Genomic DNA, 26,605 nt, shown 5'->3' with positions numbered 1-26,605 from the left:
AGGTGCCAACGGGCGAAGGCGGTCGGCCAGGCAAGGTACCTGGAGGGAAGTGAGTCACCTGGAAGTGCCGTCTTGCGCGTCCTCTCGCCTCAGATACACATCCGGTTTCCAACCGAAACGGAAAGTCGGAGAGTCAATGTCGAAGAAACTGGTCATCGTGGGCGGCGGTTATGGCGGAATCCGCCTTGCGCGCGAGCTTGACGAAGTCATGGACGTCACGCTCGTCGAACAACGCGACCAATTTGTCCATAATATCGCGCTGATGCGGGCGGTCGTCGACCCGTCCTGGCTTGGTCGGATATTGCTGCCTTATGATCGACTGCTTCGCCGTGGTCAGGTGGTGCGCGATACCGCGGTAGGCGTGCGTTCGGGCGCCGTGTCGCTCCGCGACGGCGGCGAGCTTGTCGCGGACCAGATCGTTCTGGCGATCGGCTCGACCTATCCAACCCCGTTCAAAGGAGGCGATTCCGCGGCGGCGCTCGTCGCCGGCGTCCACGACGCACACGCCAGGCTGCGCACGGCACGATCCGTCGCGATCATCGGCGGCGGTCCCGTCGGCATCGAACTTGCCGGGGAAATCATCACCGCTTTTCCCGACAAATCGGTTACGCTGATCGCAGGCTCCGACCGGCTCCTGCCCGACTATGGCGATCGTCTCGGCCGCTCGCTGGAACGGCAGATGACGCAAATGGGCATTCATGTCCTGCTCGGAAAGCGTGCGCTCGACCTTATCGCTCATGCGGCGCCGTTCGGACCTGCATCCGTGAAACTGGACGATCAATCGGACCTGGACGCCGACCTGGTTTTCCCCGTCATGGGCGCTTCACCGGCCACCCACTTTCTCGCCGAGTCCAAAGTCCATCTGGACCGTCACCGCATCGTCGTGGACAGCAACCTTTCCGTCGCGGGACTTCCCGGCGTCTGGTCGCTCGGCGATGCCGCCGGTACGGGCGAAGCGATGACTGTCGCGGCGCTTGAACGACAGGTGCCGTATCTCCTGAAGCGGTTGCGGGCGATAGCCAAGGAAACGGCGCCGCCAAGATCAGCCTATAAGGGGTGGAAACAGCCGCCGATCATCGTGCCGCTCGGCCGCGACAAGGGCGCATCCCTTCTCCCCCTTGGCATCGTCGCCGGTCCCCGGATCACTTCACTCATCAAAGGACGGCATCTTTTTGCCGAAAGAGCCGTTCGATCGCTCGGGCTTGCCGACCGTGACGGCAAAGCATAACAGCCTACCACGCCAGGACCGATCGCGAGGGCCACGCGCGCCCGACCGAGCATCTTTGCCGGCTTCGGTCCTGCACAGCAGGGCCTAAGCACGGCGCTCATCGCCTTCCTGTCCGGCACCGGCAAGCCGCGGCCGAAAGCGTACAAGATCGCCGACGCCAACCGCCTGTTCGCCCCCGCCGTCGGCATCAACGTCGGCGGCGATCCGAATAACGACAGGGCGCGCGTGGCTGGGCAACGACCTTCGGAAATCGTCAGTCGGCGTCCGGGTCGCGGAAGTTGAGGCGGCGCGTCACCGTGTAATCCAGCACGCCGACCAGAAAATAGCTGATCCACTGTTTGATCAAGGCGGGCAGACTGCGCTGGGCATGATGCGTCCCCAGCGTGACCTGCCGGCTTTCCGTGACCCGCCGGTCGATGAAGGCACGCATCGCCTCGGCGAAGCCCGCATCCTCCACCCGCAGCATGACCTCCAGATTGAGGAACAGGCTGCGCATGTCGAAATTGGCCGATCCGATATAGACCGCGTCATCGACCACGATCAGCTTCATGTGCAGCTTGCAGGGTTGATATTCCCATATTTCCACGCCCCGCTTGAGCAGCGGACCATAAAGCAGCCGGGCGGCTGCGACGGTCGCGCCGTTATCGGACCTGGACGGCAGGACCAGCCGCGATCCCTTTTGCCGTGCGGCAATAGCCAGGCGTTTCAACATCCCCCGGCCCGGCGAGAAATAGGCCGCCACCATGTCCAGCCGCCGCGCCCGTTCCAGATCATGTTTGACCAGTTGCGCCCACGGGCTGAGCCGCCGCGTCGGTCCACCGATGACCCAGCGCATCGGTTCGTCCGGTACGACATGAAGAGGATTGTGCCAGTTGCGGACCATGCGTCGCAGCGTGCGGAAGCGCTGCTTTCGGGTCGACACCCAGCGCCAGAGCTGGCCATACCAGCTCGTCATCGCCTGCACCTGCGGCCCTTCGACCAGCAGGCCCAGATCGTGCCAGCAATCTTCCGCCGGAATCCCGAAATAGCCGTCCTCGACATTGAAGCCGCCCATCAACAGCCGCCGGTCATCGGCAATCGCCAGTTTCTGATGGTTGCGGATCAGATAGCGCATAGAGCGCCGTGCGCCAAAGCGACCGAAATGCCCCCCCGCCGCCACCAGCGGATCGAAGAAGGCAAGCGGCGTCGTTCCCGATCCGAAAGCGTCGATCATCAGCGTGACCGACACCCCCCGCGCCCGCGCCGCGATCAGCCGGTCGAGGATGAGTTGCCCGCTGCCGTCCGCGGCGAAGATATAATAATAGAGCCTGAGGCTCTCCTGCGCGCCGTCGATCAGGTCGACCAACGCCTGGCGCAGCCCGGGGCCCGCCTCGATCACGCGGAGGCGGTTGGCGTGCAGCGAGAGGCTGATCTGCCCCTCGCCATGACCCGGCTCTGCCTGCTGGATGCTCGCCATATTCCGTTCATGCCCGCATTCTGGGCGGCTGGCCACGACTTTATGGGCTTTTCATTGACTCTTGAGGCCGGCACTGTTAGGCGCGCATTTCACGATTTCTCTTGGTTCAGGAGCGCCCGTTTGGCCCGCGTTACCGTCGAAGATTGCGTCGACAAGGTTACCAACCGTTTTGACCTCGTTCTGCTTGCCGCACAGCGCGCCCGTGAAATTTCGGGCGGTGCCGAGCTGACCCTGGACCGCGACCGCGACAAGAATCCGGTCGTTGCCCTGCGCGAGATCGCGGAAGAAACCGTCCTGCCCGTGGATTTGCACGATTCGCTCGTCGCCTCGCTACAGAAGGTGCAGATCGACGACGACGACACACCCGACGAAATCGGTTCGATCGCCCAGTCGGCGGAGGCCCTGCGCCTGACCGCCGCCGCCCCGCCGCGCAACCAGAATATCGGCGGCGATTACGACGGCTGATCCGTCCTGCCCAGTTTGGAGAGGGAATGAGGCCCGGCCTGCGCAAGCAGGACCGGGCCTCGACATGTCCGGGTCTCTCGGTGGATGACCTGTGGCTGGGTTTGGCCATGGGCTGACATGGCCATTGCCGTCACGCCCCCATCAACATACCGAAGCCGGGGCAAACGCAACCTCATCCAGGACCGAAACCGACACGGGTAGCGACGCCACTCTGCGCCGCCGCGTCTTCGCAGCCGCGCTTCCCGGTCCGCCACCCACCAGCTTTTGCAGGTCGATCATCGCGCGCGACATCGAAATCCCTCGCGGCCCGGCAATGAAGCGCGGTTCCCAGCGCGGCGCATATTTGTCCTTATAGGCGCGCAGCCCTTCAAATCCGTAGAAACTCTCGCCATGGCGGAAGAAAAAGGCCCCTGCCTTGGCCCAGAGCGGTGAGAGCCGCCGGGCCTCAATCCCCGACAATGGCGCGAGGCCCAGGGTGAACCAGTCATAACCTTGTTCGCGGCCCCATTGCATCAGGCGGATGAACAGGAAATCCATCGTGCCATAGGGCATTTCCGCCATATGGCGCATCAGGTCGACCGACAGTTCGCGGCGGTTGGCCGTCGCCCAGATATTGGCGAAGGCGACGATCCGCCCTTCCTGTCGCACGATGGCGCAATCGCAGGTCGCCATATAGGCCGGGTCGAAACGACCGACGCTGAAGGCCTTTTCGCCATGCCCCTTGGCGGCGAGCCATTCGTCGGAGATGCATTTCAGCTCCTCCATCAGCAACGGCACCCTGCCCGCCGGCACGATCTCGAACGTGGCGCCTTCCCGCATCGCGCGGCGCTCCGCATAGCGCAGCGGCTTGGCATCCGGCCCATCCAGCGTGAAATGATGCAGGTCGACGCGCGCCTCTTCGCCATATTTGACGATGGCGAAACCCAGGTCGATCGCCAGCGGCAACGCATCGAGACTGAGTTGATACAGCAGCAGCCGCCCTTGCTCGGCGTCCGCCATTTCGCGCAATTGCCACAGCAGGTCGGGCCATTCCGCCCGATCCCCGACGGGATCGCCCATCACGATCCAACTATGGCCCTGCACCTGATACATGACGAAGGCCCGCCCGGTGTCGGAGGTGAGGAACAGCTTGTCCCCGGTGGTCGCCAGGAAGGCGTCGGTCCGTTCGGCCAATGCCAGGGCATCACCGCTGGCGGTGACGGATGGCCGGTCGGCCGGACGCGGCGCCGTGGCCGGACGGAACATGCGCCAGAAGGCGGCACCGACCGCCAGCACCGCGCTCGCCAATCCCGCGCGCAGGAAGCGGGCGGCATTGGCATGCGGGCCGAAATGCCACCACATGTCATTCTGATAATCGACATGCTTATAGGCGAAGAAGCCGATCCAGATCGACAGCCCGACCGCGACCGCCAACGTGGCTATCCAGGCCGGGGTCAGCGCCTCGGCGGTGAAGCTGGTGCGGCGGTAGAAGGCCCCACGCGTCCATTGCAGCAGCGCGGCGATGATGAGCAGCGCGCTCGCCTCCTCATAGTCGAGGCCCTTGATGAGCGAGAAGAGCGCACCCGCCAGCAACAGGCTGCGCGTCATCCAGAAGGCTGCGTCCAGCCGGCGGTAAAGGCCGGATGCCAGCAGGATCAGCAGCGTGCCGATGATGCTCGCGGCGAAATGCGACGCCTCGATAAAGGTCAGCGGCAGCCAGCCGGTGACGATGAACATGCGATGCTGGATCGCGGGCAGGGCGCCCGAAATCAGTAGGATCACCCCGCCCACCGCCACCAGCAGCGACAGCATGACCGGCGCCATGCCCGACGCGGCGGCTTGCGCCCCGTCCAGCACGCGGCTGACCGGATGGCGCCAGCTATTCCCCTCATGCAGGGCAATGGCGATCACGCCCAGCAGCAGCGGAATGAGATAATAGATCAGCCGGTAGGCGATCAGCGCGGCCAGCAAAGCGGGACGATCGACATCGGGCAGGGCGGCGACGATCACCGCCTCGAATATGCCAAGGCCACCGGGGACATGACTGACCAGCGTGACGATGATCGCCAGCGCATAGGCCAGGAACAGGGTGGGATAGAGGGCGGGTGCAATACCGGGCACCAGGACGAACAACGCGGCGCTGGCAGCGGCCAGATCGATGCAGGCGACGCCGATCTGGGCCAGCGCCTGCCCCCGCGTCGGCAGCGCCAGCGTCCAGCCGAACAGGCGCGGCGTGCCACCCTGCTTTCCCGCCGCAACCAGCCCTGCGATCGCCGCCAGCAGGATCGCGACGCCTGCCAACCGCTGCAACGCCGGGTCCAGCGTCATCCCCATCAGCGCGATGTCCGCCGGATGGACCGCCATCAACAACCCGGCCAGCATGAACACCCCGCCCCAGAAGGACAATCCGGCCGAGGCGATGATGCGCGCGATGTCCCCGCCCTCCAGCCCGGCGGCGGTATAGATGCGGTAGCGCGCCGACCCGCCGGTGAGCAGCGAAAGCCCCAGATTATGGCTGAGCGTGTAACTGCAAAAGGAGGCCAGCGCCGCCGTCCGCCAGGGCAAGGGCCGCCCGACGATGCGCAAGGCGACATAATCGTAGAATGTCAGCGCGACATAGCTCGCCGTCGTCAGCGCCAGCGCCGCACCCAACCGCCAGCCCGCGATCATGTGCACCGCATGGCGGATATCCTTCAGCCGCACCTCCGCCAGCAAGCCGTGCAAGGCGACCAGCCCCAATGCCGCCACGACCAGCATGATACCAAGGGTCAGCGGCGCCCGGTACGCCCGGATGCGATCCATCAGGATCATATCCTCAACCCCTTGAGCATATGGTTCACCAGCAAGGGGGCATTGCGGTCGAAATGATGGCCGCCCGGCACCACCACAGTCTCCGCCAGGCCCTGGGGAATGGACGGACAGGCGCTGTCATTCTCCAGCGTTCCCCTGACGCACAGGATCGGCACCCCGCGCAGCCGCGCGATCGCGGGAACGGTCGGATATTGCGGGCTGCCGTCCATGTTGAACCAGCTCGACAGATGGAACTGGAAATCGGCCGACGAACTGAGGCCGAGCAATGACAACCGCTCCACCTTCGCGCGCAGCGGCGGGGGCAGGCTGCCGACGATATAGGGCAGCACGTCCGCGCCGAAACTATATCCGATGAGCAACACCCGTGGCCGGCGCCAGTGCTGCGAATAGCCACGGATGATGGCGGACAGGTCGACGGCGGCGCCCTGCGGCGTGCGCCGGCTCCAGAAATAGGAGAGGCTGTCCATGCCGACGACCGGAATCCCGGCATGGGCGAGTTGCCCCGCCACATCCTTGTCCAGCCCCACCCAGCCACCGTCGCCCGAATAGATGACCGCCATCATGTCGCTATGCGGGGCGGCCGGATCGGTGACGACCGTGACCGGCAGGCCGACCGGCAGCGCGGCATCGGCGCTGACCGGCGGCGGCGCGAGGAAGGGTTGGATCTGTCCCAGCAGCGCCGCATCCCGCTGCCCGGCCGCCGCCGTGACCAGCCGCCCGCTGCCCGTGCGGCCGACGAAGCGCCGCAAGGCCGCCGGGCGCATCGGGTGCCGCCCGCTGTCGGTGAGCACGATCCAGGGCGAGGGAAGCTGGCGGCTGGGTGCGAAGGCGAAGCCCCGATAGGGGCGGCCATAGCCCGTGAGCTTCAGGCTGCCCGACTTGCACCACGGCCGCGCGCCGTTCAGCACCGGGGCGAAACCCTGCGACAACACCGCCTTGTAGGCGCCGTTCGGGCCGGTGGCGAGCGCGGCATAGGCCAGCGCCGCTCCCTCGCCCCGGCCGATCAGGACCGGCTTGCTGTACATCGGCAGCTTCCAGCGATGCTGGAGGTCGCGGGCCAGGTCGATGATCCCGTAATTGGGATTGACGCACCGCCTGGAGGCTTGCAGCGCCCTCAGGAATATCGGGGTGGAAATGCCCGCCACCATGGCCCCGCGCGCGGCGAGGCGGCGGGCGAAGTCACCACTCCCCCGATCCCAGCCGCGGCTGTCGGACAGCGCCAGCACCACACCGATCGGCAGGCCCGCGGGACGATAGACCGCGATATGCCCCATGGGCGGCAAGTCGTAGCCGCTCTCGCCCACCATGCCGCCGATTGCGGCGGGCACCGCATCGGGTTCCGCCCGCGCCGGGTTCATGGCGTTCAACGCCGACAGCAACACGCCCGCCCCGGCCAGCAGGCCCGGGATCAGCCACAAACGCGCGCGACGAAGCCGTTTCATGATTGCCTCCGTCAGCCCGCCGGCACCCGGTCGATCCGGGTCCATAATTGCGACTTGCAGATCAGGCCGCCCAATATGCAGCCCTTGACCCGCATCTGTTCGGGCGAAAGCTGGCTGATCTGCGAACTGAAGCGGCGCCCCATGTCGGGGACGAAGACGGTGCCGCGCCACTGCCCCTTGCCGTCGGCGCGATAATCCTCCAGCAATTCGGTGCCGACCAGCCGCATCGTGCCGCCGTCGCGCGCATCCGACTGCGCCTCGCGATCGGCCCAGACGACCCAGCCGCACAGCCGGTCGCCGCAGGGGCCGGTGCGCACCGCGACATTGTTGTGGGGACCAAGCCACAGCCCCTCGGGCTGTCCGGCCGGGACCTTCGCCGCCAGTGCGGGCGTCGCGCAGGCCAGACATACGCTGACGACCAAAAGCCTCCCCAACCCCATAGGACAATCCCTCCGGAAACGATCATCCCCTTCTAGTCCCGTCTACATTGCGGGCCGCTCTGCATATCCTGAACTTTTGGCAATGTTCGCCGCGCGCAACACGGTGGCGGCGACCAGCGCCGAATCGTCATGCAGGAAATGACCGCCCGGCAGGCCCACCACCTGAACATTGCGCTGGCGCCAGCCCCGGCACAGGCTGCCGCTTTCCTCCACCCCATGGATACACAGCACCGGCGCCCAGTCGAGCCGCCGCGCGGCGGGCCGGGCCGGGCCGTCATCGGTGAAGTCGAACACGCCGCCCGGCGTCGCACGGAACAACATGGTATCGGCAGGTACGATCAGCGCGACCATCGCGACCCGGGACCGCAATTCCGGCGGCAATCCCTCCACCCCCGCCAGCAGCATGTTCGCGCCGAAGGACTGGCCGACCAGCACCAGCCGCCGTGCACCCGGCTCGGCCAGCGCGCGCTGGACCGCCCGCTCCACCAGCGCGCCGGTTTCGGCCGATGTGCGGCGCCGGGCGAAGGCGCTCAGGGAATTGACCCCCACCACCGGCAGGCCGCCCTGGGCCATATGTCCCGCTATGACCGGTCCCATGCCTGCGTTGAATCCCATGTCGCCGGACAGGAAGATCGCGACCATGCCGTCGCGATTCGCGGCAGGTGTCGGGACGAGCGTGAACAGCGGACCGTCCGGATAGCCCAGATGCCGGCAATAGACGGCCGCGCCCGCCAGCAGCGCGACGATCGCCGCCAGCGTCAGGCCCCATTTGCGGCGTCGGGAAATCGGCATGCGCACCGCCTCGGTTGCTTGATCACGGCCCGACGTTACCGGCTTTTTCCTGAACGCCAAGCTAAGGAGGGAATAAGGAACGGCCGGGCCACGTACAGACGTCATGAACGACGAAGCCGACCTTCCTGACTCAGCCCAGCGCCTGCCCCTCTCTCGTGCCACCCTGCATGCGGCCCTGCGCCGTCCGCTGCGGGTCGCGCTGTTTTCGGGCAATTATGATTGCGTGCGCGACGGTGCCAACCAGGCGCTGAACCGGCTCGTGGCCTATCTGCTGGACAAGGTGCGGGCAGAGGTGCGCATTTATTCCCCCACCGCGCCGCGCAAGGCGTTCGAGTCGGTAGGCGATATCCGCTCCGTCCGCTCGATCAGCATTCCGGGACGCCCGGAATATCGCGTGGCGCTGGGCTTCCCGCGCGCCACCCAGCAGGATTTCGACGGCTTCGCACCCGACATCGTTCATCTCTCCGCCCCCGACCTGCTCGGGCGGCAGGCCCAGAAATATGCGCTGGCACGGGGCATTCCCATAGTCGCGAGCCTGCATACGCGCTTCGAAACCTATCTCGATTATTATCGCCTCTCCTTCCTGCGCGGACCGGTCGACCGCTATCTCGACCGCTTCTACGGCGATTGTGCCTCCATCCTCTGCCCTACCCTGCCGATCGCGCGGGAGATGGGCGAACGGTTCGGGACGGATCGCACTGCCATATGGGGGCGCGGCATCGATCCCGCATGTTTCCGGCCGGGCTTGCGCGATCCGGCCTTGCGCACCCAGCTGGGCTATACGGCAGAGGACATGGTGCCGCTCTTCTTCGGACGTCTGGTGCTGGAAAAGGGGCTGGGCGTCTTTGCCGAAGCCGTCGAAGCGGTACGCGCGCAGGGACTGGCGGTGCGCCCGCTGATCATCGGCGAAGGGCCGGCACGCAACTGGCTGGCACAGCGGCTGCCCAACGCCACCTTCATGGGCCATCTGACGGGCGCGGCACTGGGCCGCGCGGTCGCCAGTGCCGACATGCTGATCAACCCGTCGGTCACGGAGGCCTTCGGCAATGTCAATCTGGAGGCGATGGCATCTGGCCTTGCCGTCATTTCCGCCGATGTGCCCAGCGCATCCGCCCTGATCGAGGATGGCCGCACCGGCCTGCTGGTGCCGGCCAGGAATGCCGCGGCCTATGCGGCGGCGGCGGCCGCGCTGATCCGCCAGCCCCACCGCCGTGCGATCCTGGGGGCGGCCGCGGCAGAGACGGCGGCGCGCCATCGATGGGACGACGTGCTGGAGGACGTGGTGCGCAGCTACGCCCACGTCCTGCGCATCCCCTTTCCCGCAATTTCCCTTGTCACGGCCCAGGCACAGGCCGCATGAGACACCCATGATGGACGAAGGCCCGGACATCAGGGACGATCTGGCCGCGATGCGGCGCTACGCCCGCTCGCTGACCCGTGACGACCCGGACGCCGACGATGTCGTGCAGGATGCACTGCTGCGCGCCATAGAGCGGCAGGAAACCTATCAACAGGGCCGCAACCGCCGCCGCTGGCTGCTGGCGATCGTCCACAATGTCTTCTTTTCCGCAAAGCGGCGCGAAGCATCGGAATCCCGGCGCAACAGCCGCTTTGCCGAAACCCTGATCGACCAGTTGGAGCCGGGGCAGGAGGAACATGCCCGCCTGGCCGAGATTGCGCGGCAATTCGCCGCCCTGCCCGAACATCATCGCGCCGTGCTGCATCTGACCGCGATCGAAGGATTGAGCTACCAGCAGGCGGCCGAAACCCTGGCCGTGCCGATCGGCACGGTGATGTCGCGCCTGTCGCGGGCCAGGGCAGCGTTGCGGGAGAGGGAACAGGGGCAGCAGGGGGCGGCCAGCCTCCGGCTGATAGGAGGAAGTGATGACTGACCGTCCGACCGATGTGGAAATCGACGCCTATATCGACGGCGAACTGGATGTGGAACGCCGCTTCGTGGTCGAAACCCATCTTTCGCGGCGGCCGGCGCTCGCGGCACGGGTCATGGGCGATCTCAGCACGCGCAGCGCGCTCCGCCTGCTGACCCATGACCGGCGGCGGATTCCGGGCGACATGATGGCAAAGGCGGAGCGGCTGGTGCCCGCGCAAAGAAGCCGCTGGCGCCGGCTGATGCCCGCCGGGCTTGTGACCGGCGGCCTGGCCGCGGGCATTGCGGCCTGGGCCGTCGGCATCGACCGCCCGCCCGCTTATGTCAGCTATGCGGTGGCATCGCACCGGATCGCGATGATGCGCGCCGACATGAACTCGCAGATCGAAACCCCCAAGTTCGACGCCCGGGAAATCGCGCTCAACACCCGCATCGCCATGCCGACGCTGCCGGACGATTGGCATGTCACCGACGTGCAGTTGTTTCCGACCGACAAGGAGCCCGCGCTGCTGATGGCGGTCCGCACGGACGAGGGGCGCAGGATGACGATCTTCGCCGTGCATGAGAAGACCCATGCGCCCGAGGAGCCGGATGCCGTGCGTGAGGGTGCGCAGTCGGTCGCCTATTGGCGGCGCGGCGACATGTCCTATGCGCTGACCGGCGATCAGGAACCGCGGACGATGGACGCCACCGCGGAGGAACTGGCGCGGATCTGACGGGCGGGACCATAGGGCGCCCGCCCGGCGGACTTTCAGCCGTTGAAATTGCCCGCGAAGGCAAAATCGGCAATATCCTTGCGACCGCTGGGCATTTCACGCGCCTGAAGCGTTTCGGGCAAGATCGACTTGTCGGCGATGCGGCCGATCGCGACGGCCGCCTCGATACGGTAACGATCCGGCACGGCCAGTTCCACCCGTGCCTTGTCGAAATCCACGCCGCTCATGCCATGGCTGTGATAGCCGAGCCGCGTCGCCTGCAACGCCATCAGGGCCCAGGCGGCGCCCGCATCGAAACTGTGGCTGTGCGAGGGTTTGAAATCGTCCGATCCAGGGGCGGCCATCAGCGTGTCGGACAGCACGAAGAGCAACACCGAAGCATTCTGCGCCCAGCTCTGGTTGAAGGGCAGCAGCACCTCCAGGAAGCGGTTCCAGTCCGCGCCGTCGCGATGAGCGTAAAGGAACCGCCAGGGCTGATAATTGAACGCCGAGGGCGCCCAGCGCGCGGCGTCGAAGATCGTGTCCAGATCCTCCTGCGGGATCGACGAGAAATCGAAGGCGCGCGGCGACCAGCGTTCCAGAAAGAGCGGATCGACGGCGCGCGTAACCGCACGGGCAGCAACTGACATAGAATCTCCCAAAGACTGGTGAAGGGCGGCACGCCCCCTGCAAGGCGGTTGCGATATTGGAGGACGCAAGGGCGACCGCAAGGCCGCCCGGCTATTTCAGCTCAATTCGTAGGAGGCCTTCGTCGGCGCCTTGTCCCTGGGCGGCGCCACCGCATCGGGTCCGCGGTCCAGGAGGATACGATCCGGTTCGCGCAGCAGCTCACGCTTCATGGCGTCGCTTAACCGTCCCCAATGCCGACCGATCGCCGCGCGCCACATCCTCTTTTCTCCCCTGCCGAATCGAGACGGCTCTTATCTATTATGGCGGTAGAGAATTTTCGCTCAAGCTTTGCTGAAGGGCGGGTGAGAAAAGCTTGTCCCAAAAAGGGCACGCAGCGCCGTTTCCGATCATGACCAATAATTCATGAACGGATCATCGGCCCGGCACCCGCCACGGCGTAAAGGCAAGCCGATTACAGGGGTAGCAGGCAAGCCGCACGTCATGAGCAGACCGATTTTCTTCGATCCCACCGGCCGCCGGGGGCTTTGGGCGCGGCGCATATTGGCGGGCGGTTTGCTCGCCATATTGCTGGCCGCCATCGCCTTCGCCACGACGTTGGTCGCAGTGCCGACGGAACGCGATCTCGCGCTTCCGCTGCCCCAGCCCCATGCCGCGCGCCTGTCGGGTATTTCGACCCTGCGCCGCGACATCGCCAAATGGCTACCGCACTGGGGAAAGACCCATGGACAGGCCAAGCCGCTCAACATCGGCTTCTATGTACCGGGGACCGAAAACAGCATCGCCTCGCTGCGGCGCCATGTCGGCCAGCTCGACTGGGTGGTTCCGGCGCTCGTCAATGTGGCCGGTCCCGGCCAGCCCATCCATTATGCCAGCGATCCGGTGTTCGACCGGATGATCGCCGCCATGCCGCGCCCGCCCAAGGTGCTGCCCATGGTCCAGAATCTGGGAACGGAAAGCTGGAACGGCGCGGGCGCGGCACGGGTACTCCGCGACCCTGTCGCATCCCGCGCGCTCGCCCAGCAACTTGCTGCCTATGTCGCCCGCCGTCATGAGGCGGGACTGGTCATGGACTTCGAATCCCTGCCCGGCAGCGCCATGCCCACCTATCTGCACTTCCTCCACCTGCTGCGCGCGCAACTGCCCGCGGGCGCCAAGCTGGCCGTCACCGTGCCGGTGGACGAGGAAGGATGGCCGCTCGCCCGGTTCGCGGATGTCACCGACCGGGTGATCCTGATGGCCTATGACCAGCATTGGCAGAGCGGCCAACCCGGTCCGATCGCCGCGCAGGACTGGTTCACGCGGCAAGTGAAGACCGCGCTGCGCGAGATCGGCGCCGACCATATCGTCGTCGCCCTCGGCAGCTATGCCTATGACTGGCATGGAACCGGCGACGGTGGGACCGCCGACGCGCTGTCGCTGGACGAAGCCTGGCTCGCCGCGCATGACAGCGATGCGCCCCCCATCTACGACATGGCCAGCGGCAATGCCGGCTTCGCCTATGACGAGGCGGGGCAGCGCCACCAGATCTGGATGCTGGACGCCGCCGCCACCTGGAACGAGTTGCTGGTGCTCAAGCGCCTTGGCATCCAGAGCATGGCCCTGTGGCGGCTCGGCAGCGAGGACCCCGGTGTATGGGCCGATCTCACCGCCTGGCGCAATGGCGGTCGCCCCAATCTCAGCCGCATGGCGAGCACGCTCAACACCGACGTCGAGGGGTCGGGTGAAATATTGCGGATCACCGCCACCCCGACCGAGGGCAGGCGCACCATCGTCTTCGGCCCGCAGAACAGCATAGAGCGGGAAAGCTACGGCACCCTGCCGACCCCCTATCAGGTGCAACGCACCGGCGGCCAGCATCCCAAGATGCTTGCCCTGACCTTCGACGATGGGCCGGACCCGACATGGACGCCGAAAATCCTCAAGGTGCTGGAACGGATGCACGCCCCTGCGACCTTCTTCGTGATCGGGGAAAATGCGCTGGAACATCCCGGCCTGCTCCAACGGATCGTCGCGGACGGGGATGAGATCGGCAACCATACCTACGACCATCCCAATCTCGCCACCTGGTCGGACGACGCGACGCGCTTGCAACTCAATGCGACGCAACGGCTGGTACAGGCCTATACCGGCCATGGCATGCGCCTGTTCCGTGCGCCCTATTTCGGGGATGCGGAGCCGACCACGGCGGACGAACTCGGGCCGGCGCTGGCGGCACAGAGATTGGGCTATACCGTCGTCGGCCTGCACGTCGACCCCAATGACTGGCAACGCCCCGGCACCGACGCCATCGTCTCCCAGGTGATGGACCAGGTGCATGACGTGTCCGACGATCGGTCGGAGAACATCATCCTGCTGCACGATGGCGGCGGCGACCGGGCGCAGACGGTGGAGGCCCTGCCGCGCATCATCACGCAGTTGCGGGCCGAAGGCTACAGCTTCGTGCCGGTATCGCAACTTGCCGGGCTGCCCCGACAGGCCGCCATGCCGCCGGTCAAGTCCAGCGACCTGCTGGCGGTGCGGGTCGATGTCGGCGTATTCGTGGTGCTGGCCGTGCTTTCCGCGCTGCTTGGATGGATCTTCTACCTCGCCATTTCGCTGGGCCTCGCCCGCGCGGTGCTGATGACCTTGCTCGCCTGGTTCCAGGAACGGCGCGAACGGATCGTGCCGCCGGAGCATCAGCCGACCGTCTCCGTCATCATCCCCGCCTATAATGAAGCGCGGGTGATCGAGGCATCGGTACGCCGCGTGCTGGCGAGCGACTATCCCGCGCTGCAACTGATCGTCGCGGATGACGGGTCGAAGGACGAAACCAGCGCCATCGTCCAGCACGCCTTTGCCGACGACCCACGCGTCACGCTGCTGACGCTCCAGAACGGCGGCAAGGCGGCCGCGCTCAACCGCGCACTGGCGCAGGCCCATGGCGAGATCGTGATCGCGCTGGATGCCGACACCCAGTTCGAACCGCAGACGATCCGCCGCCTCGCCCGCTGGTTCGCGGACCCTGCCATTGGCGCGGTCGCGGGCGATGCGCGCGTGGGCAACCGGGTCAATCTCGTCACCCGCTGGCAGGCGGTCGAATATATCACGGCGCAGAATCTGGAACGCCGCGCGCTGGCCGGGTTCGACGCCATGACGGTCGTGCCGGGTGCGGTCGGCGCCTGGCGGCGGGCGGCGCTGGACGCGGTGGGCGGCTATCCCGAAAATACGCTGGCGGAGGATCAGGACCTCACCATCGCGATCCAGCGCGCGGGTTGGCGCGTCACCTACGATCCCGAAGCCGTCGCCTGGACCGAAGCGCCCGAAAGCTTCAAGGCACTCGCCAAGCAGCGCTATCGCTGGGCCTTCGGCACATTGCAATGCCTGTGGAAGCATCGCCGTATCCTGCGTGAGCGGCGTCCCACCGGCCTTGCCCTGGTCGGCATGCCGCAGGCCTGGCTGTTCCAGATCCTGTTCGCGGCGATCTCCCCACTGATCGACTTCGCGCTGATCACCTCGATCGTCGGCACCATCGTGCGCGTACACCAGCATGGCTGGGCACAGACCAGCAACGATGTGTGGATGATGGGCCTCTACTGGCTGGCCTTCACCGGCATCGACATTGCCTGCGGCTGGGTCGCCTACAGGCTTGACGATCGCGACATAGGCTATCCGCCGCACCTGCTGGTGGCGCAGCGCTTCGTCTATCGCCAGATCATGTATTGGGTGGTGGTGCGCGCCATCGCCTCTGCCATTGGCGGCTGGGTCGTGGGTTGGGGCAAGCTGGAACGCAGCGGCCGGGTCGCCGTGGCGGCCCAGGACAAGCCGCTTATTCCGTCCGGGGCATGAACAAAGCTTAACATGACTTGGCCCCCGATGCGCATCATCCTTTCTGCGGCGACGGAAAGACCGGCAATCCCGGCTTTCCGCCACCGGAAAGTGAAGGAGATGATCCATGAAATATCTGATCTTCCCTCTCGTCGCCCTGGGTTGGGGCACCGCCGCCATGGCGCAGCCCGCACCCAGCGCGCCCAAATCCTACCCGCCCTGTTCCAAGAGCGTGACGGACGAATGCATGGGCTCGTCGCACGGCACGGGCCATCACGACGCCATGCGGCCCCATCACAAGATGGCCGCGCATCACCACCGGATGGCGGCGCGCCACCGGCCCCATCACATGGGCCATGCCGCCCATCACGGGATGAAGGCCAGGCCCGAACCGAAACCCTCCTGAAACCGACCCGGCCGGGAAAGGATGGGCTCCCGACATCCTTTCCCGGTACGTGATGCGCGGGGAGTGAGACCGATGGCGAAGCGCTCGATCGACAATCATGCGACCGGCCTGCTGCTGGCCGGCCTCGCCCTGTGCGCACTGTTGATGAGCCTTGCCTTCTTCCTGCATCTGCGTCGCGCCACCGACGGCCATCTGGAGGCGGCCGCGGCCAAGGCCCGCTCGCTCCCCGGCGTGACCCTGATGGACGGGATGGCGGCGGGCGGGCGTCCCGGCGTCATCGTCACCAGCATGGAATCCGACGGCCAGGCCGCGCGGCTGGGCATCAGCGTCGGTGACGGGGTGGTCAGCCTCAACGGCACACCGATCAGTTCACTGGATCAGGCCAGCGCCTATCTGTTACACCATCCCCAGCCGAAAATTGCGCTGGGGCTGAGACATGCGGATCGGATGCGCGTGGTGATGCTGGACCGGCCGGAAGGGGGACGATGAGCCACAAGATATTGGTGGTGGAGGATGATGCGGCCACCGCCGCCTATGTCGCCAAGGGCATGGGCGAGGCAGGCTTCACCGTCGATCAGGCGGATAACGGCCGCGACGGCCTGTTCCTGGCGAGCGACGGCAGCTATGGCGCGATCATCCTCGACCGGATGATGCCCGCCATGGACGGCATGGCGATGCTGAAGGCCCTGCGCGCGGCGGGGATAGAGACGCCGGTCATCATCCTGTCCGCCCTCGGCACGCCGGAGGACCGGGTGGAGGGGCTGACCAACGGCGCCGACGATTATCTGGTGAAGCCGTTCGCCTTTGCCGAACTGCTGGCCCGCGTGCAGTTGCTGCTGCGCCGGAGCGGCGGAGGCAGCGCGGTCGTCACCCATCTGCGCCATGAGGATCTGGAGATGGACCTGCTCTCCCGCCGGGTGAAGCGGGGCAACCGGACCATCGACCTGCAACCGCGCGAATTCCGCCTGCTCGAATTCTTCCTGCGCCATCCCGACCAGGTGGTGACGCGCACCATGCTGCTCGAAGGCGTGTGGGATTATCATTTCGATCCCGGCACGAACGTCATCGACGTCCATGTCAGCCGCCTGCGCCGCAAGCTGGACGAAGGCGGCGAAGCGGGCGGCTCCAAGCCCCTGCTGCATACCGTGCGGGGCATGGGATATCGGCTTGGCCCGGACAATTGAGGGATTGCGCCGCTGGTTCGGCTTTGCCCGCTCGACCATCGGGCGTTTCGTCGGCCTCGCCTTTCTCTGCCAATTCCTGGTGACAGGCGGCGTATTACTCTTCGTCCAACAGGCAAGTCAGCGCACCGTCGTCGCCGCCGACCAGCAGGCGGTGGAGGATGCGCGCGACGACCTGCTCGCTCTTTATCGCAGCGGCGGCAAGGCGGCGCTGCGGACGGAGATCGCCCGCCGTTTCCGCAGTATCGAGGGGGAGCGCGCGGTCCTGCTCCTCACCGATGCGCAAGGACGCCCGATCAGCGGCAATCTGGGCGCCTGGCCGGCCAGCCTGCCCGCCGATGGACACTGGCGGATCATGTCGCTCTACCGCATCGGCCGGGAGGAGCCGGAGCCGATCGGGGTGATCGCCCTTCGGCTCAAAGGGGGCGAATTGTTGCTGACCGGCATGGTCATTTCGAACAGCCTGCAACTTGCGCGCATCTATGAAGAGGCGTTGAGCGTCGCCTTCGTCATCAGCCTAGTGCTGGCGCTGGGCATCGCCATCATGCTGGGCCGCATCCTGGCACGGCAGGTGTCGGATATTGCACGGACCGCCAATGAGGTCGCGGTGGGCGCGCTCGACCGGCGGGTGCCGACCGATGGCAGCGGGGATGCGTTCGACCGGTTAGGGACATCGATCAACGCCATGCTGGAGCGGATCGATGCGCTGGTGACGCAGCTCCGGATGATGACCGACGGGCTGGCGCACGACCTTAAATCGCCGGTGACGCGACTGATCTCCGTCGTCGAACAGGCCAGCGCCCAGACGCGCGATGACACCGCGCTCGATGCGCTGGAAAAGGTGCATCACGAGGCGCAGACACTGCGCTCCATGTTGACCACGGCGCTGCTCATCAGCCGGACCGAGGCGGGGTTCGGCGGCGATCAGCGACGCGACACCAATGTCGGCGACCTGCTGCGCGACGTGGGAGAGGTCTATGGCCCGCTGATCGAGGATAGCGGTTTCGCCCTCAGCATTTCCGCGCCGGAATCGCTGATCTTCCCCTTGCACCGCGAACTGGTGAGCCAGTCGCTCGCCAATCTCATCGAGAATGCACTTTATTATGCGGAAGGCGGCGACAGCATCGATCTCAGCGCCGCGCTGGAGGACGGCCATCTGCTGATCTGTGTCGCGGACAACGGCCCCGGCATTGCGGAGGAGAGCCATCATGCCGCGCTCAAGCGCTTCGGCCGGCTCGATCCGGCGCGCGGCAAGCCCGGATCGGGACTGGGCCTGTCTCTGGTGGAGGCGGTGGCGCGGCTGCACCATGGCACCGTGACACTCGCGGACAACGGCCCCGGCCTGCGGGTCCTGCTGATCTTGCGGCGCCCCTGATAGCGGAACCGCGGTTGCTTTCATGACCGCCTGGACTTGGCCCTGGCGACGCGATCGGCACGGCAGCTTCCGGCGCGGTTGACCGGGCCATGAAATGAGGGCGCAGGCGGAAAAGCGCATCCCGGACGACGGCCTGAAGCGTGCAGTTCATCCGACCGCCGCCCGGGAAGACAATCGTTGCCTTGTCTGGAGAGTATGACAACGTTGTCTTTTCGGACTAGCTCTTTGCCGCCGCCGGATCAAGGCCCTTTCCATGCTGCCGACCACGGATTTTTCATGACAACCAACAATGCTTACGAAGCCGACATGACCGAGCGGCGTTGGCCGGGACAGGAAACGGGTAAACCTTGTTTCCTCGGGCCGCCGTCCATGGCAAGACCCGCGGATGAGTGCCGCCATTCCCCCTTGCCTCCGCTGATGCCCAGCATCCATGACGTCGCCGCCATGGCAGGCGTGTCGATCAAGACCGTATCGCGCGTGGTCAACAAGGCGCCCAATGTCAGCGCGGAATTGCGCGAACGGGTGACAGCGGCGATCCGTCAGCTCGGATACCGACCCAACCAATCGGCGCGGCGGCTGGCGGGCGGCCGGTCCTTCATGATCGCCTTCCTCTACAACAATCCGGCCCCATCCTATAATGGCGGCATCCAGTCCGGCGCAGCGAACCGGTGCCGGGATCTGGGCTATCATCTGGTGGTCGAACCCATGCCGCTGGCGGGCGAAGATCGGTTCGCCATTCTCGATCGTCTGGTCGCGGCATTGCGGCCCGACGGCGTTTTCCTGGTACCGCCCCTGTCGGACGATGCCCGATTGCTTCAACGTCTGTCCGAACTGAAACTGCCCTGCGCCCGCATCGCCGGTTCGGTGATGGCGGAAAGTTTCAACATACCCACACCCGAGCGCGCAGCCGGACGGATGGTCGCGGATCATCTGATCGGCCTTGGCCATTGCCGGATCGGCGTCATCACGCCACCCGCCAGCCACAAGGCGGCCATGCAGCGTGTCGAGGGCTTTCGCGACGGCCTCCTCGCTGCGGGACTGCCGATCGACGACGCCTTGTTCATGGAAGGCGCGTTCGATTTCGAATCGGGCATTCGAGCGGGCGAGCGATTATTGGCTGAGGTTCGGCGACCGACCGCGATCTTCGCTACGAATGACGACATGGCCTTGGGCGCGCTGACCGTCGCGCATCGCCTGAAATTATCCGTGCCCGAGGATCTGTCGGTGGTCGGCTTCGACGACACCCCCGCCGGCCTTACCGCCTGGCCGCCGCTTACTACCGTCAGCCAGCCGCTGGAGGCGATGGGCAGCGCGGTCATCGACGCACTGGCGGGCAGTTCCGCCGACTCGCCGCAATTCACCTTCCGGCTGATCCAGCGCGGCAGTTCGGGGCCAGCCGCCGTTTAAGGAAGAGAGCGGACCGTCTACTTTACGATTTCCATTCGCCATGAGCAGGGACCGGGCCAGGTCGAAGACCTGTGTCGAAGGGGCTGCGCTGGTCCTTGCCCAGAAGCCTAACCGGCAAACTGGCAGGTCGGCAGACCCTGCACCCCAGGGAAGAGCTCGAACAACGCCCCGTCATATTCGCTTTCCGGCAGGCCGACCGCCGCCGAACTGACGAACATCCGGTCCAGCGTCTCTCCGGCAAAACAGATGTTCGTCACCTGCCTTGCGGGCAGGGTGATCGACCGGTCGAGCGTCCCGTCCGGCGTGAAGCGGCTGATCCGACCGCCGCCCCAATGCGCGACCCACAAATGCCCCTCCGCATCCACGGTCATGCCGTCGGGATAGCCATCCTCTTCGGCGAAGCGAATGAAGGGCTGGCGATCCGAAAGGCCGCCGTCAGCCTTCCGGGCGAACCGGTACATGACCCGCCTGGCCGTATCGCTATGGTAGAGCCAGCGGCCGCAAGGCGAAAAGGCCGGTCCATTGGGCACGCGATAACCGCTGTCCATCAGTTCCCAGCGCCCGTCGGGATCGAACCGGTAGAGCGCGCCCACATCCTGCTCTTCGGCCATGTCCATGGTGCCGCACCAGATGGCGCCGCTGGCATCGGCCTTGCCGTCGTTCATCCGGCTGCCCGGCAGGTGCGGTTCGGGATCGCCCAAGGGCGTGATCACCAGCGGATCGAGCGCGATCCGGGCAAACCCGTCCTGGAAACCCCCGATGAAGCCCCCCTCCGCCCGCTCCGCCACCCAGCCGAGCGGTGCGGGCATGGTCCAACGCTGCATGGCACCATCATCGAGCGACAAGCGGTTGAGCGCCGGCGCCAGAATGTCGGTCCAGTAGACCGCATTCTCGCGCGCCGACCATAGCGTCCCTTCGCCCAGCATATCGCGCCACTCGCGCTCGATCTTGCGCCATTCGGCCATCGAAATGCCTCAGCGCCTGACCGACAGACGGTAGATCATCTGGTGGTGATAGGGCTTGCCGGGGTCGACCCGCGCCGAGAGGAATTTGGGCTGGTTGGGCGAATCGGGGAATTTCTGCGGCTCCAGCGCAATGCCGTCACCCATGCGATAGAGATGCCCCTGTTTGCCCGTCAGCGTGCCGTCGAGGAAATTGCCGGTATAGAATTGCACACCGGGCTCCGTGGTCAGCACTTCCAGCACGCGGCCGGAATCGGGATCTTCAAGGCGCGCCGCCAATTCGGGAGCCTTTGTCGCCCCCTTGTCGAGCCCGAAATTATGGTCGTAGCCGCGCCCCGCGACGATCTGCGCGTCGCGGCCGTCGCGAATGCCGTCCGCCACGCGGCGGGGCGCGCGGAAATCGAACACGCTTCCCTCCACCGGCTTCAATTCGCCGGTCGGGATCAGATTGACGTCGACCGGCGTGAAGGCCCTGGCCGGGATCGTCAGCATATGCCCCAATGCGCCGCCCGCCGACCCTTCGCCCGCCAAATCGAAGATGGCATGGTTGGTCATGTTGACGATGGTCGGCTTGCTGGTCTTCGCGTCGAAGGCGATGCCCAGATTGCCTGCTTCGTCCAGCGTGTAGGTGACGGTGGTGTCGAGCTGGCCGGGATAGCCCGAATCGCCATCGGGGCTGCTATGGGACAGGACCAGAGTGGCGGTCGGCCCGCTTTTCAACGAAACGACCTTCCAGACCTGCTTGTCGAAGCCCTTGCCGCCGCCATGCAGCGAGTTGACCTTGTCGTTGAGCGGCAGCCGATAGTTTTTGCCGTCCAGCGTGAATTTGCCCCCGGCAATACGGTTGGCATAGCGGCCCACGGTCACGCCGAAATAATTGGGGTGATCGACATAGCCGGCCAGATCGTCATAGCCCAGCAGCACATCGGCCGCTTTTCCGTTGCGGTCCGGCCCGATCAGCTTCTGCAATGTCGCGCCATAAGTCAGGATCGTGGCCGACACCCCCGCCCCGTTTTTGAGCGTGATCGCCTCGATCGCCGCGCCGTCGGCGAGCGTCCCTGCGGGAGAGCGGCTGGCCTCCGCGGCGGATGCGGCGCTGCTTGCCATCATGAGGACGGCACCGTATGACAAGGCGCCATATGACAACGCTGCCAGGACTGATCTGTTCATAAAGGCCTTTCGCATGCAGTTCCTCCCCGACGCCATTGACGCGCCGTGGGCGGGGATATACTCCTACATAATAATCGGGCGCAACCCTGTTCCGGCCGCGCTCCGTTTCGACACTTCCGGAGAAGGATGAATGGCAGGACCCGTTTCCTCTGCCGCGGCACCCGCCGCGACCTATAATCCCGGCACGCGTTACGGCCCTGCCCTGACGCTGCTCGCCAGCCTCTTCTTCATGTGGGGCTTCATCACCGTCATCAACAACACCCTGCTGCCGCATCTGCGCAGCGTGTTCGAATTGAGCTACACCCAGACCACGCTGATCGAATCCGTGTGGTTCATCGCTTATTTCTTCGCCTCCATTCCTTCCGCCAAGCTGATCGAGCGGATCGGCTACAAGAAATCCATGGTCACGGGCCTGTTGATCATGGCGGCGGGCGCGCTGGGCATGACCCTGGCCGCCAGCATCCCCTCCTATGGCGTGACGCTGGTCATGCTGTTCGTCATCGCCAGCGGCATCACGCTGCTTCAGGTCGCCGCCAACCCCTATGTCGCGGTGGTCGGAAAGCCCGAAACCGCCTCTTCGCGCCTCAACCTGGTGCAGGCGATGAACTCGGCGGGCACCATGCTGGCCCCGATGTTCGGCGCTTACCTGATCCTCGGCCGGTCGAAGGGGGGCACCGCACAGGGCGAGGTGGTGCTCACGCAGGCCGAGCGGTTGGCCGACGCCCAGTCGGTGGTGCTGCCCTATGCACTGGTGGCCGTGGTGCTGGTCGTGCTGGCGGTGGTGATCGCCCGCTTCCCGCTTCCCGACATGGGCGCCTCAACCTCCCGCCTCGCCAAGGAGGACCGCAAGCATCTCTCGCTCTGGTCGCACCGCAATCTCGTGTTCGGCATTCCCGCGATCTTCATCTATCTGATCGCGGAAATCGGCGTCGCCAACCTGTTCGTGAACTTCGTCAGCCAGCCGGACATCGCCAACCTGACCCATGAGCAAGCCGGACGCTATCTGACCTTCCTCTGGGGCGGCATGATGGTCGGCCGCTTCGCCGGCTCCGCGATCATGCAGCGGTTCGATGCGGGCAAGGTGCTGGCCGCCTTTTCGGTCGGCGCGTTCTTGGTGATGATGATCACCGTCTTCGCCCATGGCCCGGTCGCCATGTGGTCGCTGATCCTGGTCGGCCTGTTCCATTCGATCATGTTCCCGACCATCTTCACGCTGGGCATCAAGGGGCTGGGACCGTTGACCGAGGAAGGCTCCGGCCTGCTGATCATGGCGATCGCGGGCGGCGCCCTGGTCGTGGTGCAGGGCTGGCTGGCGGACCATTTCGGCTTGCAGACCAGCTTCCTGCTGACCGCCATCTGCGAACTCTACATCCTCTTCTACGCGCTATGGGGGTCGAAACCGACCCACGCGCTGCCGGATCAGCAGATCGGCTGAAGAACCGAGGGTCGCATTGCCCGAAAACGAAAAAGGCCGGAGCGGCATGTCCGCTCCGGCCTTTTTCGTTTACCGCGTCATCGCGCTGGCCGTATCCTCCAGCGCCAGATCGACCAGCACGCCCATTGCCTCGGCCGCTCCCTCCGCATCCCCGGCCGCGATCGCATCGAACACACGCGCATGGTCCGGGATCGGATTGCGCGGCAGGGCACGGGCACGCTGCTTGAACTGGGTCGTCCAGTTGACGGCAGCGCCGATGCTGGCCGACAGCGTCTGCAAGGCATCGTTACGCGTCGCATTCAGGATCGCATTGTGGAAATCGCGGTCCGCGGCCCGCCCGGCCTCGGTCGCCAGCGTGTGGCGGCGCATTGCCGCCAGCGCATCCTTCATCAGCTTGATATCGTCTCTGGTCCGCCGCTTGGCAGCGAGCCGGGCCGCCGCCGGCTCGACGATCGCGCGCAATTCGAACAGGTCACGCACGAACTGCACATCCGGTTCCCCGGCAAAGGCCCAGGCCAGCACTTCGGGATCGAGCAGGTTCCAGCGGTTGCGGGGCAGCACGCGCGTTCCCGCCTTCGGCCGGCTTTCCACCAGCCCCTTGGCGGTCAGCACCTGGATCGCCTCGCGATAGGCACTGCGTGACACCTCCAGTTCCTCGGCAAAGGCGACTTCGCCCGACAGCACGTCGCCGGGCGCATATTGGCCGGACAAGATTGCCGTCCCCAACTTGTGCGCAATGGCGCCGTGCAGACGCCGGCCGGGGCCTCGCGCTTCCTTGGCGCCCCCTCCATCGCTGCCGCCAGCCTCTTTCAAAATCCCCTTTTCTTCAGCCATTTCCATGCCTCCCACCTCCTCCTTAGCAGTCGATCCGGCAAGGTGAAACACAATCATTGCCTTCACCGCTTTCCTGTAATATGTCGGAGTAATAAGGAGATTCAGATGGCGGATAAAGCCCCGACTTTCTAACGACAGGGCGAATAAACGCCGCGCGTCAGTCCAGCACCCTTCAAATGACTGACAATTCAGCTTTTTGCGAAGTTTGGCCAGCGCCGGCAGAGGCGCACGGGAGGAGATTTTTTCATGACTTTGCGCCTGTTGCAGCACCGTGCCGACAGCGGTGCCCGTTCCGTCATCGCCGCCCAGGGCGATGCCGCGCATTTCCTTGTCGGTGTAGAGACCATCCGTGCGCTGGCGCTGGATGCGATCGCCAGGGGCATTTCGCTGGGCGACGCGGTCGCCGCCATCGCCAAGGGCGACGCCATCGACATTGCCGCCGAGTTCGAGGCCGGCCGCCTGCTCGCTCCCATCGACCATGAGGACAGCGCCCATGTCCAACTGACCGGCACCGGCCTCACCCACCTTGGGTCTGCCGAGGGGCGCGACAAGATGCACCGCGAAGCCACGGCCGCTGAGGTGAAGACCGACAGCATGCGCATGTTCCTGGAAGGGTTGGAAGGGGGCAAGCCAGCGCCCGGCACCGTCGGCCAGCAGCCCGAATGGTTCTACAAGGGCGACGGCTCGCAACTCGTCGCCCCGACCGATCCTTTGACCATGCCCGCCTTCGCACAAGATGGCGGCGAGGAGCCGGAGATTGCGGGCATCTACATCATCGGTCCCGACGGCCAGCCCTATCGCCTCGGCCTCGCGCTCGCCAACGAGTTCAGCGACCATGTGACCGAACGCCATAATTATCTCTGGCTCGCCCATTCCAAGCTGCGTCAGGCGTCGCTCGGCCCCGAACTGCTGGTCGGTCCCGCACCCGACCATATCGAGGGCACGAGCCGCATCCTGCGCAACGGCGAAACGCTGTGGGAAAGGCCGTTTCTCTCGGGCGAGGGCAATATGTCGCACAGCCTCGCCAATCTCGAACAGCATCATTTCAAATATGACCTGTTCCGCCGCCCCGGCGACGTGCATGTCCACTTTTTCGGCACGGCGACCCTGTCGTTCACCGACGGCGTGCAGACCCGGGAAGGCGATGTGTTCGAGATCATCGCCGCCCCCTTCACCCTGCCGGCGCGCAATCCGCTGAAGCGCGCCGCACCGGTCGAAGTGGCCGTCAAAGTCCTGTAGAAAAATGGACCCGATCCGCATCGCCATCGTCGGCATCGGCAAGATCGCGCGCGACCAGCATGTCCCCGCGATCCGGGGCAATGGCGCCTTCAGCCTCGTCGCGACCGTCAGCCCGCTGGATGCGGGGCTGGAGGGCGTGCCCCATCTCGCCAGCCTCGACGCGCTGCTGGCCGAAGGGCCGGCGGCCGACGCCATCGCGCTCTGCACCCCGCCGCAGGTGCGCTACGAACTGGCTTCTCGGGCCTTGGCGCGCGGCATCCACCTGTTCCTCGAAAAGCCGCCCGGCGCGACTCTGGCCGAGGTCGCGGCGCTGGAGGCGCAGGCGGACAAGGTCGGCGCCAGCCTGTTCGCGGCCTGGCATTCGCGCTTCGCCGCGGGCGTAGCTCCGGCTCGGGCCTGGCTCGCCGAACGGCGAATCGAAAAGGTCTCCATCATCTGGCGGGAGGATGTGCGCGTCTGGCATCCCGGGCAGGCATGGATCTGGGAACCGGGCGGCCTTGGCGTGTTCGATCCGGGGATCAATGCCCTCTCCATAGCCACCCATATCCTGCCGCGGCCCTTCTTCCTCAGGCAAGCGACCCTGGTGCTGCCGAAAAACCGGGCCGCGCCGATCGCCGCCGACATCGCCTTCCGCGACGCGGGCGGCGCGGACATCCATATGGACCTGGACTGGCGGCAGAACGGTCCGCAAAGCTGGGACATCCTGGTCGAAACCGATGCCGGAACGCTGAAGCTCAGCCAGGGCGGCGCCGTGCTGCAATTGCCCAGCGGCACCGAACAAGGCGAGGATATCGAATATGCCGGCCTCTACGGCCACTTCGCCACGCTGATCCGGGGCGGGCGCAGCGATGTGGACACCGCCCCTTTACGCCTGGTTGCCGACGCCTTCCTGCGCGGTAGGCGGGAAATCACCGACGCTTTTCACGACTGAAATCCCCAGGGAGA

Annotated in this window: 23 protein-coding genes; 14 read left to right on the top strand and 9 right to left on the bottom strand. The window is 65.8% G+C overall.

The genetic code is table 11. The annotated features are described in order from the left end of the window. The first annotated feature begins 136 nt into the window (after nucleotides 1-136). The gene (locus CAF53_RS09070; RefSeq protein ID WP_157801241.1) at nucleotides 137-1,228 is read left to right on the top strand and encodes an FAD-dependent oxidoreductase; all 1,092 of its coding nucleotides are present in this window, start codon (nucleotides 137-139) and stop codon (nucleotides 1,226-1,228) included. A gap of 253 nt (nucleotides 1,229-1,481) precedes the next feature. Here CAF53_RS09070 and CAF53_RS09065 read toward each other — a convergent pair whose 3' ends face one another. Continuing rightward, nucleotides 1,482-2,684 (bottom strand): phosphatidylserine/phosphatidylglycerophosphate/cardiolipin synthase family protein, encoded by a 1,203-nt coding sequence (locus CAF53_RS09065; RefSeq protein ID WP_100237908.1) that lies wholly within the window; start codon nucleotides 2,682-2,684, stop codon nucleotides 1,482-1,484. 120 nt (nucleotides 2,685-2,804) lie between these two features. Here CAF53_RS09065 and rpoZ point away from each other — a divergent pair, with 120 nt between their 5' ends. Further along, on the top strand, nucleotides 2,805-3,149 hold the full coding sequence (gene rpoZ, locus CAF53_RS09060) for a DNA-directed RNA polymerase subunit omega (RefSeq protein ID WP_007688625.1): 345 nt from the start codon (nucleotides 2,805-2,807) through the stop codon (nucleotides 3,147-3,149). Nucleotides 3,150-3,290: 141 nt separating this feature from the next. Here the strand turns inward: rpoZ and mprF are convergent, their stop codons facing one another. The 4 genes from mprF to CAF53_RS09040 are packed head-to-tail and all read right to left on the bottom strand — an operon-like array spanning nucleotide 3,291 to nucleotide 8,613. Next, nucleotides 3,291-5,939: a bifunctional lysylphosphatidylglycerol flippase/synthetase MprF gene (gene mprF / locus CAF53_RS09055; RefSeq protein ID WP_242443411.1), complete on the bottom strand. Its 2,649-nt coding sequence runs from the start codon at nucleotides 5,937-5,939 to the stop codon at nucleotides 3,291-3,293. Further along, nucleotides 5,936-7,381: an AcvB/VirJ family lysyl-phosphatidylglycerol hydrolase gene (locus tag CAF53_RS09050; protein ID WP_242443410.1), complete on the bottom strand. Its 1,446-nt coding sequence runs from the start codon at nucleotides 7,379-7,381 to the stop codon at nucleotides 5,936-5,938. The genes mprF and CAF53_RS09050 overlap by 4 nt, the downstream gene beginning before the upstream one ends. An 11-nt stretch (nucleotides 7,382-7,392) precedes the next feature. Continuing rightward, the gene (locus tag CAF53_RS09045) at nucleotides 7,393-7,803 is read right to left on the bottom strand and encodes a DUF2147 domain-containing protein (RefSeq protein WP_232307442.1); all 411 of its coding nucleotides are present in this window, start codon (nucleotides 7,801-7,803) and stop codon (nucleotides 7,393-7,395) included. Nucleotides 7,804-7,863: 60 nt separating this feature from the next. Beyond that, the gene (locus CAF53_RS09040) at nucleotides 7,864-8,613 is read right to left on the bottom strand and encodes an AcvB/VirJ family lysyl-phosphatidylglycerol hydrolase (protein ID WP_046762359.1); all 750 of its coding nucleotides are present in this window, start codon (nucleotides 8,611-8,613) and stop codon (nucleotides 7,864-7,866) included. A 103-nt stretch (nucleotides 8,614-8,716) separates the two neighbouring features. On the opposite strand from CAF53_RS09040, the gene CAF53_RS09035 reads away from it, so the two are divergent. The 3 genes from CAF53_RS09035 to CAF53_RS09025 are packed head-to-tail and all read left to right on the top strand — an operon-like array spanning nucleotide 8,717 to nucleotide 11,217. Continuing rightward, nucleotides 8,717-9,973, top strand: a complete 1,257-nt coding sequence (locus tag CAF53_RS09035; RefSeq protein ID WP_046762358.1) for a glycosyltransferase family 1 protein — start codon at nucleotides 8,717-8,719, stop codon at nucleotides 9,971-9,973. Between the two features lie 7 nt (nucleotides 9,974-9,980). Then, the gene (locus tag CAF53_RS09030; RefSeq protein ID WP_052757293.1) at nucleotides 9,981-10,505 is read left to right on the top strand and encodes a sigma-70 family RNA polymerase sigma factor; all 525 of its coding nucleotides are present in this window, start codon (nucleotides 9,981-9,983) and stop codon (nucleotides 10,503-10,505) included. Then, complete coding sequence (locus CAF53_RS09025) at nucleotides 10,498-11,217, top strand: anti-sigma factor (RefSeq protein ID WP_100237907.1); 720 nt, start codon at nucleotides 10,498-10,500, stop codon at nucleotides 11,215-11,217. Before CAF53_RS09030 ends, CAF53_RS09025 begins: the two co-directional genes overlap by 8 nt. Before the next feature lie 35 nt (nucleotides 11,218-11,252). Here CAF53_RS09025 and CAF53_RS09020 read toward each other — a convergent pair whose 3' ends face one another. Next, on the bottom strand, nucleotides 11,253-11,846 hold the full coding sequence (locus CAF53_RS09020; RefSeq protein ID WP_100237906.1) for a nitroreductase family protein: 594 nt from the start codon (nucleotides 11,844-11,846) through the stop codon (nucleotides 11,253-11,255). A gap of 481 nt (nucleotides 11,847-12,327) precedes the next feature. Here CAF53_RS09020 and CAF53_RS09015 point away from each other — a divergent pair, with 481 nt between their 5' ends. The 6 genes from CAF53_RS09015 to CAF53_RS08990 all read left to right on the top strand — a co-directional run bounded on the left by CAF53_RS09015 (nucleotide 12,328) and on the right by CAF53_RS08990 (nucleotide 20,020). Continuing rightward, nucleotides 12,328-15,672 (top strand): glycosyltransferase, encoded by a 3,345-nt coding sequence (locus CAF53_RS09015; RefSeq protein ID WP_100237905.1) that lies wholly within the window; start codon nucleotides 12,328-12,330, stop codon nucleotides 15,670-15,672. A gap of 106 nt (nucleotides 15,673-15,778) precedes the next feature. After that, nucleotides 15,779-16,057 (top strand): hypothetical protein, encoded by a 279-nt coding sequence (locus CAF53_RS09010; RefSeq protein WP_100237904.1) that lies wholly within the window; start codon nucleotides 15,779-15,781, stop codon nucleotides 16,055-16,057. A 72-nt stretch (nucleotides 16,058-16,129) separates the two neighbouring features. Next, nucleotides 16,130-16,546, top strand: coding sequence for a PDZ domain-containing protein (locus CAF53_RS09005; protein ID WP_046762353.1), 417 nt, complete (start codon nucleotides 16,130-16,132; stop codon nucleotides 16,544-16,546). After that, entirely contained in the window at nucleotides 16,543-17,241 is a 699-nt protein-coding gene (locus CAF53_RS09000; RefSeq protein ID WP_046762352.1) for a response regulator transcription factor, read from the top strand. The genes CAF53_RS09005 and CAF53_RS09000 overlap by 4 nt, the downstream gene beginning before the upstream one ends. Before the next feature lie 79 nt (nucleotides 17,242-17,320). After that, nucleotides 17,321-18,613, top strand: coding sequence for a HAMP domain-containing sensor histidine kinase (locus CAF53_RS08995; RefSeq protein WP_046762632.1), 1,293 nt, complete (start codon nucleotides 17,321-17,323; stop codon nucleotides 18,611-18,613). A gap of 417 nt (nucleotides 18,614-19,030) precedes the next feature. Continuing rightward, nucleotides 19,031-20,020 (top strand): LacI family DNA-binding transcriptional regulator, encoded by a 990-nt coding sequence (locus CAF53_RS08990; RefSeq protein ID WP_046762351.1) that lies wholly within the window; start codon nucleotides 19,031-19,033, stop codon nucleotides 20,018-20,020. Nucleotides 20,021-20,127: 107 nt separating this feature from the next. On the opposite strand, the gene CAF53_RS08985 is transcribed toward CAF53_RS08990, so the two are convergent. Continuing rightward, the gene (locus CAF53_RS08985) at nucleotides 20,128-20,985 is read right to left on the bottom strand and encodes an SMP-30/gluconolactonase/LRE family protein (protein WP_100237903.1); all 858 of its coding nucleotides are present in this window, start codon (nucleotides 20,983-20,985) and stop codon (nucleotides 20,128-20,130) included. Between the two features lie 9 nt (nucleotides 20,986-20,994). Next, nucleotides 20,995-22,092: an aldose epimerase family protein gene (locus CAF53_RS08980; RefSeq protein ID WP_100237902.1), complete on the bottom strand. Its 1,098-nt coding sequence runs from the start codon at nucleotides 22,090-22,092 to the stop codon at nucleotides 20,995-20,997. Nucleotides 22,093-22,282: 190 nt separating this feature from the next. On the opposite strand from CAF53_RS08980, the gene CAF53_RS08970 reads away from it, so the two are divergent. Further along, nucleotides 22,283-23,587 (top strand): sugar MFS transporter, encoded by a 1,305-nt coding sequence (locus CAF53_RS08970; protein ID WP_046762347.1) that lies wholly within the window; start codon nucleotides 22,283-22,285, stop codon nucleotides 23,585-23,587. Between the two features lie 69 nt (nucleotides 23,588-23,656). Here CAF53_RS08970 and CAF53_RS08965 read toward each other — a convergent pair whose 3' ends face one another. Then, nucleotides 23,657-24,421: a FadR/GntR family transcriptional regulator gene (locus CAF53_RS08965; protein ID WP_197707449.1), complete on the bottom strand. Its 765-nt coding sequence runs from the start codon at nucleotides 24,419-24,421 to the stop codon at nucleotides 23,657-23,659. Nucleotides 24,422-24,667: 246 nt separating this feature from the next. Here CAF53_RS08965 and araD1 point away from each other — a divergent pair, with 246 nt between their 5' ends. After that, nucleotides 24,668-25,660 (top strand): AraD1 family protein, encoded by a 993-nt coding sequence (gene araD1, locus CAF53_RS08960; RefSeq protein WP_100237901.1) that lies wholly within the window; start codon nucleotides 24,668-24,670, stop codon nucleotides 25,658-25,660. A 4-nt stretch (nucleotides 25,661-25,664) separates the two neighbouring features. Beyond that, a complete protein-coding gene (locus tag CAF53_RS08955; RefSeq protein WP_100237900.1) occupies nucleotides 25,665-26,591 on the top strand; it encodes a Gfo/Idh/MocA family oxidoreductase in 927 nt (308 codons plus the stop codon). Nucleotides 26,592-26,605 lie beyond the last annotated feature (14 nt).

Origin of the sequence: Sphingobium sp. LB126 (genome assembly GCF_002795205.1) — a bacterium.
Lineage (GTDB): Bacteria > Pseudomonadota > Alphaproteobacteria > Sphingomonadales > Sphingomonadaceae > Sphingobium > Sphingobium chungbukense.
Note: the sequence above shows the minus strand (reverse complement) of the source record. Positions and strands in the feature narration are given on the sequence as shown.

Bases quoted from the DNA above. Each gene is read 5' to 3' on its own strand.
- araD1 (WP_100237901.1), top strand. From the start codon at position 24,668: ATGACTTTGCGCCTGTTGCAGCACCGTGCCGACAGCGGTGCCCGTTCC.
- mprF (WP_242443411.1), bottom strand. From the start codon at position 5,939: ATGATCCTGATGGATCGCATCCGGGCGTACCGGGCGCCGCTGACCCTT.
- CAF53_RS08970 (WP_046762347.1), top strand. From the start codon at position 22,283: ATGGCAGGACCCGTTTCCTCTGCCGCGGCACCCGCCGCGACCTATAAT.
- CAF53_RS08990 (WP_046762351.1), top strand. From the start codon at position 19,031: ATGCCCAGCATCCATGACGTCGCCGCCATGGCAGGCGTGTCGATCAAG.
- CAF53_RS09065 (WP_100237908.1), bottom strand. From the start codon at position 2,684: ATGGCGAGCATCCAGCAGGCAGAGCCGGGTCATGGCGAGGGGCAGATC.
- CAF53_RS08965 (WP_197707449.1), bottom strand. From the start codon at position 24,421: ATGGCTGAAGAAAAGGGGATTTTGAAAGAGGCTGGCGGCAGCGATGGA.
- CAF53_RS09050 (WP_242443410.1), bottom strand. From the start codon at position 7,381: ATGAAACGGCTTCGTCGCGCGCGTTTGTGGCTGATCCCGGGCCTGCTG.
- CAF53_RS09025 (WP_100237907.1), top strand. From the start codon at position 10,498: ATGACTGACCGTCCGACCGATGTGGAAATCGACGCCTATATCGACGGC.
- CAF53_RS09000 (WP_046762352.1), top strand. From the start codon at position 16,543: ATGAGCCACAAGATATTGGTGGTGGAGGATGATGCGGCCACCGCCGCC.
- CAF53_RS09070 (WP_157801241.1), top strand. From the start codon at position 137: ATGTCGAAGAAACTGGTCATCGTGGGCGGCGGTTATGGCGGAATCCGC.
- CAF53_RS08955 (WP_100237900.1), top strand. From the start codon at position 25,665: ATGGACCCGATCCGCATCGCCATCGTCGGCATCGGCAAGATCGCGCGC.
- CAF53_RS09015 (WP_100237905.1), top strand. From the start codon at position 12,328: ATGAGCAGACCGATTTTCTTCGATCCCACCGGCCGCCGGGGGCTTTGG.
- CAF53_RS08985 (WP_100237903.1), bottom strand. From the start codon at position 20,985: ATGGCCGAATGGCGCAAGATCGAGCGCGAGTGGCGCGATATGCTGGGC.
- CAF53_RS09020 (WP_100237906.1), bottom strand. From the start codon at position 11,846: ATGTCAGTTGCTGCCCGTGCGGTTACGCGCGCCGTCGATCCGCTCTTT.
- CAF53_RS09035 (WP_046762358.1), top strand. From the start codon at position 8,717: ATGAACGACGAAGCCGACCTTCCTGACTCAGCCCAGCGCCTGCCCCTC.
- CAF53_RS09030 (WP_052757293.1), top strand. From the start codon at position 9,981: ATGATGGACGAAGGCCCGGACATCAGGGACGATCTGGCCGCGATGCGG.
- CAF53_RS09010 (WP_100237904.1), top strand. From the start codon at position 15,779: ATGAAATATCTGATCTTCCCTCTCGTCGCCCTGGGTTGGGGCACCGCC.
- CAF53_RS08980 (WP_100237902.1), bottom strand. From the start codon at position 22,092: ATGATGGCAAGCAGCGCCGCATCCGCCGCGGAGGCCAGCCGCTCTCCC.
- CAF53_RS09040 (WP_046762359.1), bottom strand. From the start codon at position 8,613: ATGCCGATTTCCCGACGCCGCAAATGGGGCCTGACGCTGGCGGCGATC.
- CAF53_RS09005 (WP_046762353.1), top strand. From the start codon at position 16,130: ATGGCGAAGCGCTCGATCGACAATCATGCGACCGGCCTGCTGCTGGCC.